At 73.4% G+C, this 19,054-nt stretch carries 15 protein-coding genes and 1 pseudogene; 7 read left to right on the forward strand and 9 right to left on the reverse strand.

What is annotated here, in order from left to right; translation table 11 throughout:
* The first annotated feature begins 2 nt into the window (after positions 1-2).
* On the forward strand, positions 3-608 hold the full coding sequence (rfbC, locus tag FDO69_RS30370; protein ID WP_104784257.1) for a dTDP-4-dehydrorhamnose 3,5-epimerase: 606 nt from the start codon (positions 3-5) through the stop codon (positions 606-608).
* A gap of 121 nt (positions 609-729) precedes the next feature.
* Here the strand turns inward: rfbC and FDO69_RS30375 are convergent, their stop codons facing one another.
* The 7 genes and pseudogenes from FDO69_RS30375 to FDO69_RS30405 form a co-directional block, all read right to left on the reverse strand.
* Positions 730-1,533, reverse strand: coding sequence for a class I SAM-dependent methyltransferase (locus FDO69_RS30375; protein WP_104784260.1), 804 nt, complete (start codon positions 1,531-1,533; stop codon positions 730-732).
* Positions 1,520-2,407, reverse strand: coding sequence for a dTDP-4-dehydrorhamnose reductase (gene rfbD, locus FDO69_RS30380; RefSeq protein WP_104784263.1), 888 nt, complete (start codon positions 2,405-2,407; stop codon positions 1,520-1,522). The genes FDO69_RS30375 and rfbD overlap by 14 nt, the downstream gene beginning before the upstream one ends.
* Positions 2,404-3,384 (reverse strand): dTDP-glucose 4,6-dehydratase, encoded by a 981-nt coding sequence (gene rfbB, locus FDO69_RS30385; RefSeq protein ID WP_104784265.1) that lies wholly within the window; start codon positions 3,382-3,384, stop codon positions 2,404-2,406. The genes rfbD and rfbB overlap by 4 nt, the downstream gene beginning before the upstream one ends.
* Positions 3,381-4,448, reverse strand: coding sequence for a glucose-1-phosphate thymidylyltransferase (locus tag FDO69_RS30390; protein ID WP_104784268.1), 1,068 nt, complete (start codon positions 4,446-4,448; stop codon positions 3,381-3,383). Before FDO69_RS30390 ends, rfbB begins: the two co-directional genes overlap by 4 nt.
* 114 nt (positions 4,449-4,562) lie before the next feature.
* Positions 4,563-4,745 carry a hypothetical protein gene (locus FDO69_RS30395; RefSeq protein WP_104784270.1) on the reverse strand — a complete coding sequence of 61 codons (183 nt, stop codon included), beginning with the start codon at positions 4,743-4,745 and terminating at the stop codon, positions 4,563-4,565.
* Positions 4,746-4,925: 180 nt separating this feature from the next.
* Complete coding sequence (locus FDO69_RS30400; RefSeq protein ID WP_104784273.1) at positions 4,926-5,345, reverse strand: CBS domain-containing protein; 420 nt, start codon at positions 5,343-5,345, stop codon at positions 4,926-4,928.
* Positions 5,346-5,429: 84 nt separating this feature from the next.
* Positions 5,430-5,893, reverse strand: a pseudogene (locus tag FDO69_RS30405) (helix-turn-helix domain-containing protein).
* Between FDO69_RS30405 and FDO69_RS30410 the strand changes: the two are divergent.
* A complete protein-coding gene (locus FDO69_RS30410) occupies positions 5,892-6,587 on the forward strand; it encodes a type 1 glutamine amidotransferase domain-containing protein (protein ID WP_104784275.1) in 696 nt (231 codons plus the stop codon). The pseudogene FDO69_RS30405 and the gene FDO69_RS30410 overlap by 2 nt on opposite strands.
* A 29-nt stretch (positions 6,588-6,616) precedes the next feature.
* On the opposite strand, the gene FDO69_RS30415 is transcribed toward FDO69_RS30410, so the two are convergent.
* On the reverse strand, positions 6,617-9,064 hold the full coding sequence (locus FDO69_RS30415; RefSeq protein WP_104784278.1) for a SpoIIE family protein phosphatase: 2,448 nt from the start codon (positions 9,062-9,064) through the stop codon (positions 6,617-6,619).
* Positions 9,065-9,249: 185 nt separating this feature from the next.
* Between FDO69_RS30415 and lanKC the strand changes: the two genes are divergently transcribed.
* The 4 genes from lanKC to FDO69_RS30435 all read left to right on the forward strand — a co-directional run bounded on the left by lanKC (position 9,250) and on the right by FDO69_RS30435 (position 15,941).
* Positions 9,250-11,844, forward strand: coding sequence for a class III lanthionine synthetase LanKC (gene lanKC / locus FDO69_RS30420; RefSeq protein ID WP_104784281.1), 2,595 nt, complete (start codon positions 9,250-9,252; stop codon positions 11,842-11,844).
* 85 nt (positions 11,845-11,929) lie between these two features.
* The gene (locus tag FDO69_RS30425) at positions 11,930-12,046 is read left to right on the forward strand and encodes a SapB/AmfS family lanthipeptide (RefSeq protein ID WP_104784284.1); all 117 of its coding nucleotides are present in this window, start codon (positions 11,930-11,932) and stop codon (positions 12,044-12,046) included.
* A gap of 82 nt (positions 12,047-12,128) precedes the next feature.
* Positions 12,129-14,000: an ABC transporter ATP-binding protein gene (locus FDO69_RS30430; RefSeq protein WP_234388181.1), complete on the forward strand. Its 1,872-nt coding sequence runs from the start codon at positions 12,129-12,131 to the stop codon at positions 13,998-14,000.
* 114 nt (positions 14,001-14,114) lie between these two features.
* Complete coding sequence (locus FDO69_RS30435) at positions 14,115-15,941, forward strand: ATP-binding cassette domain-containing protein (protein ID WP_104784636.1); 1,827 nt, start codon at positions 14,115-14,117, stop codon at positions 15,939-15,941.
* Positions 15,942-15,944: 3 nt separating this feature from the next.
* On the opposite strand, the gene FDO69_RS30440 is transcribed toward FDO69_RS30435, so the two are convergent.
* Complete coding sequence (locus FDO69_RS30440) at positions 15,945-16,553, reverse strand: response regulator transcription factor (protein WP_104784287.1); 609 nt, start codon at positions 16,551-16,553, stop codon at positions 15,945-15,947.
* A 317-nt stretch (positions 16,554-16,870) separates the two neighbouring features.
* Between FDO69_RS30440 and FDO69_RS30445 the strand changes: the two genes are divergently transcribed.
* Positions 16,871-19,027, forward strand: a complete 2,157-nt coding sequence (locus tag FDO69_RS30445; RefSeq protein WP_104784639.1) for a SpoIIE family protein phosphatase — start codon at positions 16,871-16,873, stop codon at positions 19,025-19,027.
* Positions 19,028-19,054 lie beyond the last annotated feature (27 nt).

Raw genomic sequence — 19,054 nt, forward strand, 5'->3', positions numbered from 1 at the left:
GCATGCGACCCCTGGGGATAGAGGGCGCCTGGGTCCTGGAACCCAAGGTCTTCCCGGACGACCGGGGCAGCTTCCACGAGTGGTACCGCCGTGCGGAGTTCCGCGAGGCGACGGGGTACGACCTGTCCGTGGCCCAGGCGAACTGCTCGGTCTCGCGGCGGGGCGTGCTGCGGGGTGTGCACTTCGCCGACGTGCCGCCCGGCCAGGCCAAGTACGTCACGTGCGTCCGCGGGGCCGTCCTGGACGTGGTGATCGACATCCGCGTCGGCTCCCCCACCTACGGCGCGTGGGAGGCCGCACGGCTCGACGACGACACGCGCCACGCGGTGTTCCTCTCGGAGGGCCTCGGCCACGCCTTCATGGCCCTCACGGACGACGCGACGGTGGTCTACCTGTGCTCCGAGGGCTACGCCCCGGGCCGCGAACACGGCATCCACCCCCTGGACCCGGCCCTGGGCATCGAGTGGCCCGAGGGCATCACCCCGCTCCTCTCCCCCAAGGACGAGCAGGCCCCCACCCTGGCCGAGGCGGAACGCCAGGGGCTCCTGCCTTCGTACGAGGCCTGCCGGGCGTACTACGAGGAACTGCGGGGCGGGCAGGGGACGTAGCCCTCGGCCCAACCCGGGACACACCGCAGGCCCGGACGCGAGCGGCGTCCGGGCCTGCGCTCCGTGGAACCCGGGAAGGACGTCGGCGCCGGCCGCCCCGGCGGTGGCCGGCGCCGTCGTTTCAGTGGCTGACGCCGACCTGCTGCAGGGCCTTGCGCAGGGGCTCCCAGCCGACGGAGCGGGGCAGGCCGCGGTTGCGGGCCTGGGTGAGGGGCCGCCAGAAGCCCGCTCCCAGGAGGGTCTCGGGGCGGACCGCGCCGGCCCGTTCCAGGATCGCCTCGGGGACCTTCTGCGGGTCGGGGATCTTGTACTCGGCCATGATCTCGTCGTACTTGTCGTGCAGGACCCGGTTGTTCGGGTCGGCGCCGAAGACAACGAGCTGGCCGGTGGGCGCGGTGTCCACCTGCACGGTGACCAGGTCGGGGCGGTAACGCGCCAGAACCTCGGTGATCTTGAAGACGTCGCCGGTCCAGGCGTTGGTGTGCCGGTCCCGGGCCGCCTCGTCCACGCTGCGCGGCAGCATGTCGTCGAGGACGATCACGCTGCCCCAGTCCGAGTACTTCTCGACGTTCATGAAGTCGCGCAGCGCGAACTCGAACAGGTGCATGCCGTCGATGAACGACAGGTCCAGCGTCGTGCGGCGCCAGTAGCCGATCGGGCTGCGGCCGCGGCGCAGGTTGCGCAGCGGGTGACGGCCGCCCTTGAGGTGCTGGAGCGGATTCTCTCGCGCGAAGAAGTCGTCGCTGGTGGCCTTCACCAGGTGGACGTCGCACCGCAGCTCCGAGACCACCTTGAAGGCGGGGTCGATCGCGATGCTGGGGACGCGGGACAGCGTCAGGCTGCGCCCGTCGTTGACGCCGATCTCCAGGTAGTTGCGATTGGCGCTGACCTTGTGCAGTTCCCGGAGGAACTCATGGCGTTTCACGAGGAAGACCTTCCTTGCGGATGCGGGGCAGTGCTTCGTGCAGGGCGGAGCGCCAGTCGCGGGGCGGCGGCAGGCCGATCTCCTGCCACCGCCGGTGCGCGAGGGCGCTGTACGCCGGGCGGGGCGCCGGCCGGGGGAAGGCCGCGCTGCTGGTGGGGCGCACCCGTTGCGGGTCGGCGCCGATGAGGGAGAACACCTCCCGTGCGAGGTCGAACCAGGTGGCCTCGCCGGTGCTGGTCGCGTGGAAGATCCCGTGCGCGTCAGGGCCGAGCCGGGGGCCGAGGTCGGCGACCCGCCCGGCGACGTCCGCGCTCCAGGTGGGCTGCCCGCGCTGGTCGTCGACGACGTCGAGGGTGTCCCGGCGGGCCTCCAGTCCGATCATGGTCCGGACGAAGTTGGCGCCGTGGACGCCGTACAGCCACGCCGTGCGCACGATCGCGCTCGCCCCGGGGAGTTCCTCCAGGACGGCCTGCTCCCCGGCCAGCTTGGTGCGGCCGTAGGCGGTGCGCGGGCCGGTCGGGTGATCCTCCGGGTAGGGGGTGGTGCGGGCCTCGCCGGAGAAGACGTAGTCCGTGGAGACGTGGATCAGGCGGGCGCCGTGCGCGGCGCAGGAGCGGGCCAGCAGGCGCGGGCCCTCGCCGTTGATCTCCAGGGCGCGGGCCTCGTCGGTCTCGGCGTCGTCGACGGCCGTGTAGGCGGCGCAGTTCACGACGAGGTCGGGCCGGTGCCGCCGTACGGCGGCGTCGACGGCCGCGGGGTCCGTGATGTCCAGGGCGGCGCGGTCGAGGCCGACGACGCTCTCGCCGCGGCTCGTCAGTTCCTCGACGACGTCACGGCCGAGCATCCCGCCCGCACCGGTGATCAGCCACCTCATGCCCGCTCCTGGGCGACGCGCTGCTTCAGGGGCTCCCACCAGGCGCGGTTGTCGCGGTACCAGGCGACGGTCTCGGCGAGGCCGGTGGTGAAGTCGTGGCGGGGGCGGTAGCCGAGCTCGTCGCGGGCCTTGGAGCAGTCGACGGAGTAGCGCAGGTCGTGGCCCTTGCGGTCCTCGACGTACTCCACCCGGTCCCAGTCCGCTCCGCAGGCGTCCAGGAGGAGGCCGGTGAGCTCCTTGTTGGTGAGTTCGGTGCCGCCGCCGATGTTGTAGACCTCGCCGGGACGGCCCTTCGTGCGGGCGAGGTCTACGCCCTGGCAGTGGTCGTCCACGTGCAGCCAGTCGCGGACGTTGCGGCCCTCGCCGTACAGCGGCACCGTGTGGCCGTCGAGGAGGTTGGTGACGAACAGCGGGATGACCTTCTCGGGGAACTGGTGCGGGCCGTAGTTGTTGGAGCAGCGCGTGACGCGCACGTCCAGGCCGTGGGTGCGGTGGTAGGCGAGCGCGAGCAGGTCGGAGGAGGCCTTGGAGGCCGAGTACGGGGAGTTCGGCTGGAGCGGGTGGTCCTCCGGCCAGGAGCCGGACTCGATGGAGCCGTAGACCTCGTCGGTGGAGACGTGCACGAAGGGGCCCACGTGGTGGCGCAGGGCGGCGTCCAGCAGGGTCTGGGTGCCGAGGACGTTGGTGCGGACGAAGTCGGCGGCGCCGCTGATGGAGCGGTCCACATGGGACTCGGCGGCGAAGTGCACGACCTGGTCCGCACCGGCCATCAGCCTGTCGACTAGTTCGGCGTCGCAGATGTCGCCCTGCACGAACTCCAGCCGCGGGTGGGTCAGTTCGAGGTTGTCGAGGGTGCCGGCGTAGGTGAGCTTGTCCAGCACGGTGATGCGTGGGGCGTCGGGCGCGTCCGAGGCGAGCAGGGCGCGGACGTAACGGGAGCCGATGAACCCGGCGGCGCCGGTGACGAGGAGATTCATGAAGTGATCTGCACCTTGCTGTGGTCTCCGAGGACGAGGCGGTGGGCGCTGGGGACGCTGGGGGCGGGGGTCACCTCGACGTGCCGGCCGATCAGCGAGGACTCGATCCGGCCGACGCCCTGGATCGAGGAGTCCCGCAGCACGATCGAGAACTCCAGCTCGCTGTCGGTGATCCGGCAGTTCTCGGCGACGGAGGTGAAGGGACCGATGTAGGAGTTGCTGACGACGGTGCCCGAGCCGATGACGACCGGTCCGACGACGCGGGAGCCCACGATCCGCGCGCCCTCCTCCAGGACGACGCGCCCGATGGTCTCCGAGGCGTCGTCGACGTCGCCGTCGATGCGGCGCTCCATGGCTTCGAGGACCGTGCGGTTCACCTCGAGCATGTCGCCGACGTTGCCGGTGTCCTTCCAGTAGCCCTTGATGACCGTGGAGCGCACGTCGGCGCGGGAGTCGATCAGGTGCTGGATGGCGTGGGTGATCTCCAGTTCGCCGCGCCAGGAGGGTTCGATGGCGCGGACCGCCTCGTGGATGAGGGGCGTGAACATGTAGACGCCGACCAGCGCGAGATCGCTCTTGGGCTGGTCGGGCTTCTCCTCCAGGCCGATCACCTGGCCGGACGGGTCGAGTTCGGCGACTCCGAAGGCGCGCGGGTCGGCGACGCGGGTGAGCAGGATCTGGGCGTCGGGCCGGTTGCCGCGGAACTCCTCGACGAGGCCGGTGATGCCGCCGACGATGAAGTTGTCGCCGAGGTACATCACGAAGTCGTCGTCACCGAGGTAGTCCCGGGCGATCAGTACCGCGTGGGCCAGCCCGAGGGGCCGCTCCTGGGGGATGTAGGTGACGTCGAGGCCGAACTTCGACCCGTCCCCGACCGCCTCCTCGATCTCCGCGGCCGTCTCCCCGACGATCATGCCCACTTCGGTGATGCCGGCCTCGGCGATCGACTCCAACCCGTAGAACAGCACGGCCTTGTTGGCCACGGGGACGAGTTGCTTGGCCGACGTGTGCGTGATCGGCCTCAGTCTTGTTCCTGCGCCGCCGGACAGCACGAGAGCCTTCATTCGGTTCACCTTAGTCGTGAACCGGCGGATGTGAACATCACTTCTTTTGGTTGCCGATGCGCGGAGTTACTCGGATCCTCACCGCACCGTGCTGCGGAGGGGCGTCAGGGGGGATCAGTCCTCACCCCGGACGATGTTCCACTCCTGCCCGGAGCGCATCGTGCCGGGGGTTCCCCGGTCTCCCACGGCGGGGAGGCAGGTTCGCAGCGCGGCCTTGCCGCGCAGACGGCGTGCCTTCGACCAGCCGGTCTCGTACTGACGGACGACGGGCTTCTCACTGGTGTCCATGGACTCCACGACTCATCATCTTCCTTCTGGGTCCGCTGCTGTTCGAGTGCCCGGCGAAAAACCGAACAAACCCGGCGCGGAACACCCGCACGGCCGCGTCGAAGCCCCCTCTCCCCCACACGGCGTTCGGGCGCATGCAACGGTCCCGCGCCCCCGGAGGGGTGCGGGACCGTTGGACGGGTTGCCCTGTCAGGCATTGGGGCGCGCGGCGCTGATGTCGCCGAGCGCCGACTCGGGGTCGCGCTCCATGGCCATGTCTCCCAGGGAGACGATGCCCACGGGGTGCCCGTGGTCGACGACCGGGATGCGGCGCACGGAGTGCTCGCGCATCAGCTCCACCGCCTGGGCCAGGTCCTCGTCGGGACTGACGGTGACCAGCTCGTCGCTGCACGCGCCAGCCACGCTGATCCGCTCCGGGTCGCCGCCCTTGCTGACCGACCGCACCACGAGGTCACGGTCGGTGACCAGGCCTCGGAGGTGGTCGCCGTCCGTCACCAGGACGGCCCCGAGGTCCTCGTCGCGCATGATGCGAGCCACCTCGGCGACGGAGGTCTGCGGCTCGACGGTGACCGGGTCGCCGGTCATGATGTCGCGGACATGCTGAGCCATGATGTGTCTTTACCTCTTCTTTCCTTCGGCTCGCGGCGGTCTCTCCGTCCTGCGCCACGCCGGGTACCCGGTCGTCCCGCGGCATCACCAGGTGCGGCCGGCCTCCAGCAGCCGGTCGCGGACGAGGGGACGTGCGGGTTGTCCGAGGTGCCCGGCCGCTGGACCAGGCAGCCGGTGTTGATCGGCGCGTCCTCGGGGGCGTCGAGGCGGCAGTTCGGGCGGCGGCCGAAGACGTACCGCCAGTGACCAGGACGAACTCCTCGTCCGTCAGCGGCACCGCGGACAGGGTGCGGCCGCGGGGCCGGGTGGTGGCGGTCACCAGGTCGTGGCGACCGGCGCGCAGTTCGGGTCTGCCGCTCCAGCGAGCGGATCTGCGTGGTGACGCTCGGCTGGGACAGGCCCAGCAAGTGCGCGGCGGCCGTGAAGGAGCCGGACGGGTAGACGGCCGGGGCATTGGAAAACCTGCGGTCCGGGCGCTTACGGTCGTCATCGTCCGAGTCATCGCCGCACCGTTCGACCGCGGCCCGTCTCTTGGAGATGCACACCATGTCGAAGATCCTCTTCGTCGTCACCGGCGCAGACACCTGGACCCTGGCCGACGGCACCGGCCACCCCACCGGCTTCTGGGCCGAGGAGGCCGTCGCCCCGTACGAGGCGTTCCGGGCCGCCGGTCACGAGGTCGTCGTGGCCACGCCCGGCGGTGTCGAGCCCCCCGTCGACCGGGCGTCCCTGGCTCCCGAGGTGAACGGGGGGCAGGAGAACGCCGACCGGATCGCGAAGGCACTGGAGTCCTTCACCGAGCTGCGGCGTCCCGTGCGGCTCGAGGACGTCCGGCTGGAGGACTACGCGGCCGTCTTCTACCCCGGTGGCCACGGCCCGATGGAGGACTTGGCCGTGAACGCCGACTCCGGCCGGCTGCTCGCCCGGGCCCTGGAGTCGGGCAGGCCGCTCGGCGTCGTCTGCCACGGGCCCGCCGCGCTGCTGGCCGCTGTCGGGGCCGACGGCCGCAATGTCTTCGCCGGCTACGAGGTCGCGGCGTTCACCAACGCCGAGGAGGTCCAGGGCGGCCTCGCCGACCGTGCCGCCTGGCTGCTCCAGGACCGTCTCACCGACGCCGGGGTGACCGTGCGGGCCGGGGAGCCGTGGGCCCCGCACGTGGTCACCGACCGCAATCTGGTCACGGGCCAGAACCCCGCGTCGTCGGCCCCGCTGGCGCAGGAACTGCTGAAGCGGCTGGGCTGAGCGGTCGCGCCCGCCCGGGCCGGAGGTGCTCAGCGCCCCAGCACCAGTTCCGCCCACACCTGTTTCCCGCCGCTGACCGGCAGGGTGCCCCAGGTCGCGGCGAGGGCCTCGACGAGGAGGATGCCCCGGCCGCCGGTGGCCTCCCAGCCGATGCTGGTCGGTCTGACCGGTGAGCGGGGGGAGGCGTCGGCGATGGCGATGCGCAGCCGGTCGTTGACGAGAGTGAGGTCCATGCGGACCTTGCCGTCGGTGTGCACCAGGGCGTTGGTGACGAGTTCGGAGACGACGAGGAGGGCTGCGTCGTACTGGTCGGTGACGCCCCAGGAGCGCAGGGTGCGCCGGGCGAAGCGGCGGGCGTGCCCGACGGCCTGCGGCACCCGCCAGACCGTCCAGCTCTCCCGCAGCGGGCGCAGGTCCATGCCGTCGTAGCGCAACAGGAGCAGGGCGACGTCGTCGCTGCGCGGGGCGTCGCCCAGGAGGGCGTCGGCGACCAGCCCCAGGTCGGCGGGGGCGGCCTCCGCCAGCCGCTCGGCGAGGTGGTCCATGCCCTCGTCGATGTCGGAGTCGGGCGTCTCCACGAGCCCGTCCGTGGCCAGGGCGATCACGGTGCCGGGCGGGAGCCGCAGCGGGCTCATGGGGAAGTCGGCCCGGGTGACCACCCCGAGAGGCGGGCCGCCCTCGGCCTCCGCGATCTCGGTCCGGCCGTCGGGGTAGCGGAGCACCGGCGGCAGATGCCCGGCCCGCACACACCAGGCGGCGCCCTCCTCCAGGTCCACGTCGACGTAGCAGCAGGTGGCGAAGAGGTCGCTCTCCATGTCCGTCAGCAGCCGGTTGGCGTGCGCGACCACCACGTCCGGTGGGTGCCCCTCGACGGCGTAGGCGCGCAGGGCCGTGCGCATCTGGCCCATGAGGGTGGCGGCGCCCGCGCTGTGGCCCTGGACGTCGCCGATGACGAGGGCGACGTGGTGGTCGGGCAGTGGGATGACGTCGTACCAGTCGCCGCCGAGTTCGAGCCCGGCCGTGCTGGGCAGGTAGCGGGCGACGGCCACCGCGCCGGGCAGCCGGGGCAGGCTGCGCGGCAGCAGCTGGCGCTGGAGCATGCCGACGAGTTCGTGCTCGGCGTCGAAGGCCCGGGCCCGGACCAGGGCCTGTCCGGCGAGGCCGGCGCAGGCGGTGAGCAGGGCGCGTTCGTCGGTGCCGAAGTCGTGCGGGCTGTCCCAGCCGATCAGGCAGGCGCCGGCCATGCGGTTCCCGGCGGGCAGCGGCAGGACGGCGAGGCCGCCGGGGCCCACCTCGGCCAGGGCGCGTTCCAGGGGGCTGCCGGCGGGCCAGATGCGGGCCCGGCCCTCGCGCAGTGCCGCGGCGAGGGTGGGCATCGCGCGCACGGGCGCGTCGGGCCACTCGGTGCGCCACTCCGACCGCCACAGCTCGGGCCAGGCCTCGGGTTCGGGCGGGTCGAGGACGGTGACGACGAGACGCTCGCTCTCCAGCTCGGCGAGGGCGATCCGGTCGGCCCGCAGCGGCCTGCGCAGCGCGGCGACCACGGCCTTGCCCACGTCGCGGACGGTGACGGCGGTGGCCAGCGCGGCGGCCAGGCGCTGGACCCGGGCCACGTCGGTGACGTCGGAGCGCAGCGTGGAGACGTCGACGACCGTGCCCACGAGCCGTGCCGGGCGACCCTCGCCGCCGGGCAGCAGGCGCCCGCGCAACCGGAGCCACTTCGGCGGCCCGGCGGGCTGGAGTACCCGGAACTCCAGCTCACGGTCGCCGATGGACATGTGGTCGGCCTCCACCACGGACATCAGCGACGGCAGGTCCTCGGGGACGGTGAGGCCGAGCAGTGTCTCGACCCGGCCGTCGAACTCCACCGGGTCCAGGCCGAACAGGTCCAGCAGGTCGTCGCCGACCCGGACGCGGCCGGTGTCCATGGCGAGCGTGAAAGCGCTCGGTGGCAGCTCGCCGGCTTCCGCGGGTGCGGCCGGGGCGGTGAAGGCGACCGCGTCGGAGATGAGCTCAAGGCATTCGAGGTCGTCGGCGGCGAAGCCCTCGGGGCGTTCGCTCACGGCCAGCAGGCAGCCGCCGTCACCCTGTACGGGAAGGGTCGTCAGGAAGAAGTCCCGGGAGGGCACGCGCCGCGCGTGGGCGTGCTCGGCGAGTTCCGCCGGGCCCAGTGACACCGGCCGCCCGCGGCGCAGGGCCTCGGCGACGGGGGACCGCCCGGCGCGCGGGTAGTTGTCGCGCAGTCCGTACAGGCTCCTCGGGACTCCGGCCGACTCCATCAGGCACAGCAGCTCGCCGTCCTCGCTGGGCGCGTAGACGGCGGCGAGCGCCGCACCGGCGAAGACGAGGGCCTGTTCGAGGACGCGGCGCAGCCGCTCGGGTGACGTCTGATCGATCGCGATCGCCTTGAGGGCACCTTCGGCACGCAGTGTCCGCGTTCCGCGCTCCTGTGCGCCCTGACTGACCACGTTGGCCATTACAGCGCTAATGAGACACCTGCGCAGCCCCTGTGGGCGTTCCGTGGCCCGGCGCCGACACGGTCGCTCGAATGAAACCGAACATGTCTTAACGCATGCGTTCCGCACGGTGTTCTCGTGACAGGCGTGACTGTGCGTGCCCGGCGGGTGGCTGGAAAGCTCGGTGCTCGTCAGGAGGGGGACGCATGGACAAGCGGTACGAGGTGTACGCGCTGGCCGACCGGCATTTCTACGAGACGCCGGACCGGCTGGCGCGGGGCGCGCAAGGGACGGCCGCCCACCTCTACGAGACGGCCCGCCGGCCGCTGCCCAAGGGCTGGGAGTCGGCCCGGATCGGCGACTGGCAGACGATGACGCCGCTCGGCCCGGACGGCGAACCGCTGCAGGGCCCGGCCCAGGGGTGGAAGATCCACGCCTCGGCGACCCGGGCGAACGCCGAGGAGATCGCCCGGATCGTGTGGGACTACTGCGTCGAGCGGCGCGTCCCCTTCAAGTTCGTGCCGGGACCGCACCTGCTCCACCTGCGCAACACCAAGTACGCGCCGCGCGACGGCAGCGGCAAGTTCGTCACCGTCTATCCGGCCGACGAGGAGCAGCTGCATCAGGTGCTGCGCGAGCTGGGAGCCCTGCTGGAGGGGTTCGAGGGGCCGTACATCCTCACCGATCTGCGCTGGGGCGAGGGGCCGCTGTACGTGCGCTACGGCGCCTTCGCCCGTGCGTTCGTCGTGGACGAGCGGGGCTCGCTGGTGCCGGCGGTGCGCGACGGCGAGGGACGGCTGGTGCCGGACCGGCGGTCGCCGTCCTTCCAGGTGCCCGAGTGGGTGACGCTGCCGGCGTTCCTCCAGCCGCATCTCGACGCGCGGAACAACACGACGACGGGCGAGCTGCCGTACCGCATCGAGAAGGCGCTGCACTTCTCCAACGGCGGCGGGGTGTACGCCGGCACCGACACCCGTGACGGGCACAAGGTCGTCCTGAAGGAGGGCCGGCCGCACGCGGGGCTCGCCTCGGACGGCGCCGACGCGATCGCCCGGCTGGAGCGGGAGAAGCGGGCGCTGGAGCAGGTAGCGGGCACGGGTGTGGTCCCGGAGGTACGGGACTGGTTCGAGCTCGGCGGCCACCGCTTCCTGGTGATGGACTTCCTCGAAGGGCGCCCGCTCAACTCCTTCTTCGCCGAGCGGCATCCCCTGCTCACGCAGGACCCCGACGCGGAGGACGTCGCCTCCTACACGGCCTGGGCGCTGCGCATCCACCGCAGGGTGGAGGAGGCCGTGGCGGCGGTGCACTCCCGGGGCATCGTCTTCAACGACCTGCACGTCTTCAACATCATGGTCGCCCCGGACGAGGAGACGGTGTTCCTCCTCGACTTCGAGGCCGCGGCCCCGGCCGAGGAGAACGGCCGTCAGGTCGTCGCCCACCCCGGGTTCTTCGCGCCGCCGGACCGCCGGGGCGCCGACATCGACCGCTATGCGCTGGCCTGTCTGCGGCTGGCCCTGTTCCTGCCGGTGACCACGTTGTTCGTGGTCGATCGCGGCAAGGCGGCGCATCTGGCCGAAGTGATCTCGCAGCAGTTCCCGGACGTGCCGCGGGAGTTCCTCGACCAGGCGGTCGCCGAGATCACGCGAGAGGTGTCCGGCCGTACGGTGGCCGCTCCCTCCGCGCCGGTGGATCCGGGCGACTGGCCGTACAGCCGCGACTCGATGGTCAAGGCCATCCTCGCCTCGGCCACCCCGGAGCGCGACGACCGGCTCTTCCCCGGTGACGTCGCCCAGTTCTCCGACGGCGGCGGGCTCGGTCTCGCGCACGGCGCCGCGGGGGTGCTGTTCGCGCTGGACGCGGCCGGCGCCGAGCGGTACGAGGAGGGCGAGCGCTGGCTGCTGGACCGCACGGCACCGGCCCCGGTCGGTACCCCGCTCGGCCTGTACGACGGTCTCGCGGGCGTCGCCCTGGTCCTCGACCGGCTCGGGCACCGGCAGCGGGCGCTGGACCTGGTCGAGGGCATCCTCGCCGAACGGTGGCAGAACCTCTCCTCCGACCTGCACGGCGGGCTGGCCGGGCTGGGCCTCGTCCTCGGGCAGCTGGCCCGTACGACCGGCGAGGCGGAGCTGGGCGAGCGGGCCCACGAGGCCGCGCGGATCCTCGTCCAGCGCCTCACCGAGCCGGTCCCGGCCACCTCCCGACCGCGCGCCGGACTGCTGCGCGGCGCGAGCGGTGCCGCCCTGCTCATGCTGCGGCAGTACGAGTGGACCGGCGAGGAGGCCTGGCTGGAGGCGGCGGCCGTGGCCCTGCGCCGGGACCTGGCGTCCTGCGTGACCCGCGAGAACGGGTCGCTGGAGGTCGACGAGGGCTGGCGGACCCTGCCCTACCTCGGCGACGGCAGCGCGGGCCTCGGCATGGTCCTCGACGACCTGGTGTCCCACTCCCCCGGCCTCGCCGGGGAGTTCGAGACAGCGCGTGCCGGTGTGCTCACCGCGGCCACCTCCCGCTTCTACGCGCAGCCCGGGCTGTTCCAGGGCCGCGCCGGAATGGTTCTGCACCTCAGCCGCACGACCACGCCGGGCGCGACCGAGGACCGGCTGGCCGCGCAGATCGCCGGGCTCGGCTGGTTCGCGATGGCCTACCAGGGCCAACTGGCCTTCCCCGGCCACCAGATGATGCGGCTCTCCATGGACCTCGCCACCGGAACGGCAGGGTGCCTGCTGGCGCTCGGCGCGGCCCTCGACCCGGCGACCGATGCCCACCTGCCGTTCCTCCCGCCGCCTGGCAGGCGGCCCCAATGACGCGGTTCCGCGATCCCGCGGAGTCGTGACACCACCCCGTCCCCACGGATGACCACGGACGGACACCCAAATGGAAGGACACACCATGGCACTTCTCGACCTGCAGACCATCGAGACCGAAGAGCGCACCACCGGCGGCGGCAACAGCACGGTGAGCCTGCTCTCCTGCATCAGCGCCGCGAGCGTTCTGCTCTGTCTCTGATCTACGGTCTGCTCGCTCCGGGCGGCTCTCTCCCTTCGGGGAGGGGCCGCCCGGGGTCCTTCCCGTTCCAGGAAAGGCCCGTATGACCCCGCGCGGCGACGACGACCCGGCGGCCGGACACGCGCGCACGCTGCTGCGCACGGCCACCGGGTACAGCGGGTCCCGCTGTGTGGCGCTGTGTCTGGTGAGCATCGCCGCGACGGGCGGCGGACTGCTGCTTCCGGTCGTGCTCGGCCGGGCCCTCGATCTTCTCCTGGCGCACGCCCCGGCGACCCGCTGGGTGCTCGGCTGCGCCGGCCTCGTCCTGCTGCTCGGTCTGCTCGACGCGGCCCAGACCGTCCTCACCGGCACCGTCGACGCCCGGACCACCGCATGGCTGCGCCGCCGGCTGACCGGGCACGTCCTGGGCGTCGGGCCGCGCGCCGCGGACCGCTTCGGCTCGGGTGACCTCGTCGCCCGCCTGGTCGGCAACGCCGCCGAGGCGGGCACCACCCCGGGGGCCCGCGCGGCGCTGCCGGCCGCGCTCGCCGGTCCCGTCGGCGGGGTGGTAGCGCTGGCGCTGATCGACTGGTGGCTCGCGGCCGTCTTCCTCGCCGGAGCCCCCGTCCTGGCCCTTCTCCTGCGCGCGGTCTCGCGGGACACCTCCGAGACCGCGTCGCGCTATCAGCAGGCCCAGGGCCGGATCGCGGCCGCGCTGGCCGAGGCCGTCGAAGGGGTCCGCACCGTCCGGGCGGCCGGCACGGAGCGCCGGGAGACGGCCCGTGTGCTGCGGCCGCTGCCCGATCTGTCCCGGGCCGGGCACCGCATGTGGCGGGTGCAGGGCCGGGCCGCGGCCCGGGCGGTCGCCGTGGCGCCGCTGCTGCAGCTCGCGGTCGTCGCCGTGGCCGGGGTGCTGCTCAGCCGGGACCGGCTCTCGGTGGGCGAGGTGCTCGCGGCCTCCCGGTACGCGGTGCTAGCGACCGGCGTCGGGGTGCTGGTCGGGCAGCTCGCGGGCCTGGCCCGGGCCCGGGCAGCGGCCCGGCGCCTCGGCGAGGTCGAGACCGAGCCCGCCACCGTGTACGGCGCCCGCCGGCTGCCCGACGGCCCCGGGCGGCTGGAGCTGCGCGGGGTGACGGCCCGGCGCGGCGGACGCACCGTGCTCGACGGGGTAAACCTCGACGTGCCGGGCGGCACCACATTGGCGGTGGTCGGCCGGTCCGGCTCCGGCAAGTCGCTGCTGGCCGCGCTCGCCGGACGGCTGGCCGACCCGGACGACGGCGAGGTGCTCCTCGACGGTGTGCCGCTGCGCGAGCTGCCGCACGACGACCTGCGCGGCGCCGTCGGCTACGCCTTCGCCCGCCCCGCCCTCCTCGGCGGCACGGTCGGGCAGGCGATCGGCCTCGGCCTGCCGTCCTCCTCCCCCGGCCGGATCCGTGAGGCGGCCCGCACGGCCCTCGCCGACGACTTCGTGCGCCGCCTCCCCGACGGATACGGCACGGCCGTCGCCGACGCACCCCGCTCCGGCGGCGAGTCCCAACGGCTGGGCCTCGCCCGGGCGTTCGCACACGGGGGGCGCCTGCTGATCCTCGACGACGCCCTCTCCAGCCTCGACACGGTGACGGAACGCCACATCACCGACGCCCTCTTCGGTGACGGCCCGGGCAGCACCCGGCTCCTGGTCGCCCACCGCGGCGCGACGGCCGCGTGTGCCGATGCCGTGGCGTGGCTGGACGACGGGCGGGTGCGGGCGGTGGGGCGGCACGAGGAGTTGTGGCGGCTGCCGGAGTACCGGGCGGTGTTCGCGGACGCGGCGGGCCCCGCCGCCTCCCCTGCCCGGCAGGGCGCTTCACAGCCGGTCCCGGGCCCCCGGAGCGGGGACGAGCAGGGAGAAGGACGTAACGGCGTGAACGGCCAGACGCGTACAGGCGCGGCTGACAGGGGCGGAACGAGCAAGGACAAGGACGCAACGGCATGAGCGGCCAGACGCGTACAAGCGCGGCTGACAGGGGCGCAACGAGCAAGGACAAGGACGCGACGGCATGAGCGGCCAGACGCGTACAGGCGCGGCTGACAGGGACGGGGTGTGCTCATGACGTCCTCCACCGGCCTCCCCGCCCGGGGCCTGCGCTTCCTGCTGGCCCGCCGGCGGGTCCTGCTGCGGCTCGCCGTCTGGTCCGTGCTGGAGACCGGGCAGACCTTCCTCATCGGGTACGGCCCCGCCCGGGCCCTGGACGAGGGGTTCCTGCACGGCCGGGCGGACGTCGGACTGGTCTGGCTGGCCGTGACCGGCCTGGGGGTCCTGCTCGGCGCGTACGGCACCGCCCGGGTCTACGCCGCCGTCGCCGACCTGGTCGAACCGCTCCGGGACCGGCTCGTGGAACGGGTGGTCTCACGAGGGGTGCGCAGCGGTGACGCGGGTTCGCTGTCCGGACTCACCCAGCAGGTGGAGATCGCCCGGGACACCTTCGCCGGACTGGTCATGGTCTCCCGCTCCTTCGTGTTCACCTCCGTCGGTGCCCTGGCGGGCCTGTTCGCGCTGGCCCCGCCGCTTCTGCTGGTCGTGGGACCGCCCCTGGCCGTCGGCATGGCACTGTTCGCCACGACGCTGCGGCCCCTCGCCCGGCGGCAGGAGACGTTCCTCGTCGCCGACGAGGCGCTCGCCGGTGATCTCGGCACCGTCTGCCCCGGCCTGCGCGACATCACGGCGACCGGCGCGGAGGCGCAGATCGCCGCCGGTACCGGGGAACGCGTCGAGGCGGAACTGCGGGCGGCGCGCGCGCTCGCCCACTGGGGAGTGCTGCGGGTGGCGTCCCTGACGATCGGCGGGCAGCTGCCGATCGTGCTGCTGCTCGCCGCCGCGCCCTGGCTTCTGTCCCACGGCGTCACCACGGGCGCCCTGGTGGGTGCCCTCGCCTACGTCACCCAGTCCCTGCTCCCGGCCCTGCGCAACCTGATCCACGGCCTGGGCACGAGCGGCTCCCGCCTGACGGTGGTACTGCGCAGACTGGCCAGGCCGGACACCGCCGACGACACCGCCACACCGCCTCCCCCGGCCACGAGCCCTCACCCCACAAGCACCGCCACGGCCGACAGGCCCCAGCGGGCCGGCGGGCCCGCCGCGGCCGACCACACCGCGAACGACGGCCGCGGTGCGCCGGCCCCCAGCCTCTCCCGGAGCCACACCGCTGCCAAGCCGCCCCCGGCCGTCTCCCTCACATCCGTCACCTTCGCCTACGGCCCCGCCAGTGCGCCCGTCGTCCACGACCTCGACCTCGTCCTGCCGCCCGGAGCGCACCTGGCCGTCGTCGGTCCCAGCGGCACCGGCAAGTCCACGCTCACCGCGCTCGTGGCAGGACTGCTCACGCCCTCGCGCGGCACCGTCCGGGTCGGCGGACACCCGGTGCCCGGCCCCGCGGCGGCCGCCGCGCGGGTGCTCATCCCGCAGGAGGCGTACGTCTTCGGCGGCACCCTGGCCGAGAACCTCGCCTACCTGCGTCCGGACCCGGTGCCCGAGGAGGAGCTGCTGGCCGCGGCCGAGGCGGTGGGCCTCGCCCCGCTGGCCGACCGGCTCGGGGGGCTCGACGCCCGGGTCGAGCCCCCGGCCCTGTCGGCCGGCGAACGGCAACTGGTCGCGCTGACCCGGGCCTATCTGTCGTACGCCCCGCTCGCCCTGCTGGACGAGGCGACCTGCCATCTGGACCCGGAGACGGAGGAACGCGCGGAGCGGGCGTTCGCCGCGCGGCCGGGCGGGACCCTGGTGGTGGTGGCCCACCGCATCAGCTCGGCCCGGCGCGCCGGCCGGGTCCTGGTGATGGACGGCCGGAGCACGGCGTACGGCGGTCATGAGGAGCTGCTGCGGTCCTGCGCGCTGTACCGGGACCTCGTCGGGAGCTGGTCCCCCGCGCTGGCCCGGTAGGGGTCAGAGCCAGCCCTGGCCCTGCGAGATGCGTATGGCGTCGATGCGGTTGCGGGCCCCGGTCTTGCGGGTGATGGCGGCCATGTAGTTGCGCACCGTCCCGTGGGACAGGTGCAGGCTCCCGGCTATCTCCGCTATGGAGGCTCCCTCGGCGGCGAGGGTCAGCACGCTCAGCTCTCTGCGGGTCAGCGGCATCTCGGCCGCCTTGAGGAACCCGAAGCCCAGCGAGTCGTTGACGAAACGTTCCCCCTCGGCAACACGACGGATCCCGCGCAGCAGATTCTGCGGGGATCCCTCCTTGTCGACGTACCCGAGCGCCCCCGCCTCGGCCGCCCGCTTCAGCAGGCCCGGCCGGTTCGCCGTGGCGAGCACCAGTAATCGGGGGCGCACGCGGTCCGGCCCCGGCCGGGACAGTTCGCCCAGCGGGGGGATGCCGTAGGAGTCCGCGCACTCCAGGTCCGCCGCGCACACGTCCGGCCGGACCGACCGCACCATGCCCGGCGCACCGCGCCACGACGTGTCGTGCACCGCCAGGTCGGACTCCTGCCGCAGCCACTCCGCCAGCACCGACCGCACCAGACACTCGTCGTGGACCAGAAGCACCCGGATCACTGCCACCCCCTCCGCTCGCCGTACGCCCCCTCGTCGTGTTGAGCGCGTGCCCCATTGTTCGCGACGGTGACCCTGCGTGGACACGAGAAACCAGCCATCAGGAGGCGCGGGGGCGCACGCCCGGCGCCCGTACGCCCGCCCACGCTTCCACTACGAAGGCATGGGTCGGGCCGCTCGGGGTACAGGAGTGCCCCCTGTGGGGCCGGCGCCCGTGTGACCGACGGTAACCGACGCCGTTCGGGAACCGCTCGTCGTGCGCGACGGGCCGCCAGGGGGGAGATTTGTTCCTGAACCCGGTCGCGCGGCCGTGCGAGGAGGTGGTCGGCGTGTCCGACGGGCAGTCGTCCACGCAGGCGCCGGCAGCCGCCAGGACGCCGGTCGGCCGTCCCCTGCTCTCGCTGGCGCTCGCCTCGATGATGGACGAGGTGCACGCCCACTCCGGCGCCGTCTACCTGATGGCGCCCGATCAGCCCGTGCTGGAGATGGCGGTGATGGCCGGACTGCCCAGGGCGTTCGCGGCGCCCTGGGAGCGGGTGGGCCTGAGCGCGCCGATCCCGGTCGCCGACGCGGCGCGCGAGCGGCGGCTGGTGTGGGTCGGCGACGAGGAGCAGATGGCGCGCCTCTATCCGCGGATCGCCGTGGTGCTGCCCTACCCGTTCGCCCTGGCCGCGGTGCCGGTCGCCACCGAGTCGACCGTCTACGGCGCGGTCTTCGTGACGTGGCCGGGCGCGCATGCGGCGGAGATGTCCGACCACGAGCGTGATCATCTGACCGCGGCCTGCGGCCGGCTGGCGGTCCGGCTGGAGCGGGCCGCCGAGCACAGCATTGCGCCGCACCCCGAGACCGACCTGCTCGCCTCGCCCCTGGTGGGCGGCATGGCCGGCACGCTCGGCACGGTCGAGGCGGCCCGGATGGTGAGCCGGCTGCCCTACGGGCTGGTCTCGCTGGACCTGCACGGACGGGTCGGCTTCGTGAACGCGGCGGCGGCCGAGCTGCTGAACGTCCCGGTCAGCCGACTGCTCGGCACTCAGCTGTGGGCATCGGTGCCCTGGCTCAACGACCCGGTCTACGAGGACCGCTACCGGGCGGCGCTGCTCAGCCAGCACGTCACCTCGTTCGTGGCGCTGCGCCCGCCCGGTGAGTGGCTGTCGTTCCGGCTGTACCCGAGCACGACGGGATTGAGCGTCCGCATCACCAGGTCCAGGGCCATGTCCCGGATGAACCGGACCGCACCGCCGCCCGACGGGGCGCCGTCCCGGCTGGTCACCATCTCGCAGGTGCTGGACCTGGCCGGCGCGCTCACCGAGGCGGTGGGCGTGCAGGACGTGGTACAGCTGGTCGCGGACGAGATCGCACCCGCGGTGGGCAGCCAGGCCCTGGTCGTGCTGGGCTCGCGGGCCAAGCGGCTGCGGGTGCTCGGGCACCGCGGGTACCGGGACCCGCACGTGGTGGAGCGGTTCGACGGGATGCCCCTGACCGAGCCGACACCGGGCACCCAGGTGCTGCGGACGGGGGTGCCCGCGTTCTTCGAGTCGCAGGAGCAGCTGGAGCGCCTGTACCCGGCGCGGCTCGCGACCCCTGACGGGTTCGCGGCCTGGGCCTTCCTGCCGCTGATCGCCCAGGGCCGCCCGGTGGGGACGTGTGTGCTCTCCTACGCCGAGCCGCACCCCTTCCCGACGGAGGAGCGGGCGGTGATGACGAGCATGGCCGGACTGATCGCCCAGGCCCTGGAGCGGGCGCTGCTCTACGACGCCAAGCACCGTCTCGCGCACGGTCTGCAGGAGGCGCTGCTGCCGCACTCCCTGCCGTCGCTGCCCGGCATCGAGGCGGTCGGCCGCTATGTGCCGGCCACTCAGGGCATGGACATCGGCGGCGACTTCTACGACCTGGTGGGCACCCAGGGGCGTGCCGCGGCGGTGATCGGGGACGTGCAGGGCCACAACGTGACGGCGGCCGGGCTGATGGGGCAGGTCCGCACCGCGGTGCGGGCCTACACGACCGTGGGGCAGGCGCCCGAGGAGGTCATGCGCAGCACCAACCGGCTGCTGCTCGACCTCGGGTCCGACCTGTTCGCCAGCTGCCTGTACCTGCGGCTCGACCCGGAGCACGGGCGAGCCGTGATGTCCCGGGCGGGGCACCCCCCGCCGCTGCTGAGACGGCCGGACGGACGGGTGCGGGTCCTGGATCTGGCGGGCGGCCCGCTGCTGGGCATCGACGCCTCGGCGGTGTACCCGACGACGGAGGTCGCCCTGCCCCCCGGTTCGCTGCTCGTCCTCTACACCGACGGGCTGGTGGAGTCCCCCGGTACGGACTTCGAGGAGGCCCTCGCGGATCTGGGCCGGCGTCTGGCCGACGCCGGGGACCAGCCGCTGGACGAACTGGCCGACAGCCTCATCCATCATGAGCGGCCTCGCGTGGACGGGGAGGAACGGCTCGATGACATCGCCCTATTGCTGATCAGGGCCCTCGGGTAGGGCCGGTGGGCATGGGCAACCGGCCCG

Origin of the sequence: Streptomyces tibetensis (genome assembly GCF_007655005.1) — a bacterium.
In the GTDB taxonomy this organism is placed as follows: domain Bacteria; phylum Actinomycetota; class Actinomycetes; order Streptomycetales; family Streptomycetaceae; genus Streptomyces; species Streptomyces tibetensis.

Excerpts from the sequence above, each read along its gene's own strand:
- rfbC (WP_104784257.1), top strand. The coding sequence starts at position 3 with ATGCGACCCCTGGGGATAGAGGGCGCCTGGGTCCTGGAACCCAAGGTC.
- rfbD (WP_104784263.1), bottom strand. The coding sequence starts at position 2,407 with ATGAGGTGGCTGATCACCGGTGCGGGCGGGATGCTCGGCCGTGACGTC.
- rfbB (WP_104784265.1), bottom strand. The coding sequence starts at position 3,384 with ATGAATCTCCTCGTCACCGGCGCCGCCGGGTTCATCGGCTCCCGTTAC.
- FDO69_RS30390 (WP_104784268.1), bottom strand. The coding sequence starts at position 4,448 with ATGAAGGCTCTCGTGCTGTCCGGCGGCGCAGGAACAAGACTGAGGCCG.
- FDO69_RS30400 (WP_104784273.1), bottom strand. The coding sequence starts at position 5,345 with ATGGCTCAGCATGTCCGCGACATCATGACCGGCGACCCGGTCACCGTC.
- FDO69_RS30410 (WP_104784275.1), top strand. The coding sequence starts at position 5,892 with ATGTCGAAGATCCTCTTCGTCGTCACCGGCGCAGACACCTGGACCCTG.
- FDO69_RS30415 (WP_104784278.1), bottom strand. The coding sequence starts at position 9,064 with ATGGCCAACGTGGTCAGTCAGGGCGCACAGGAGCGCGGAACGCGGACA.
- lanKC (WP_104784281.1), top strand. The coding sequence starts at position 9,250 with ATGGACAAGCGGTACGAGGTGTACGCGCTGGCCGACCGGCATTTCTAC.
- FDO69_RS30425 (WP_104784284.1), top strand. The coding sequence starts at position 11,930 with ATGGCACTTCTCGACCTGCAGACCATCGAGACCGAAGAGCGCACCACC.
- FDO69_RS30430 (WP_234388181.1), top strand. The coding sequence starts at position 12,129 with ATGACCCCGCGCGGCGACGACGACCCGGCGGCCGGACACGCGCGCACG.
- FDO69_RS30435 (WP_104784636.1), top strand. The coding sequence starts at position 14,115 with ATGACGTCCTCCACCGGCCTCCCCGCCCGGGGCCTGCGCTTCCTGCTG.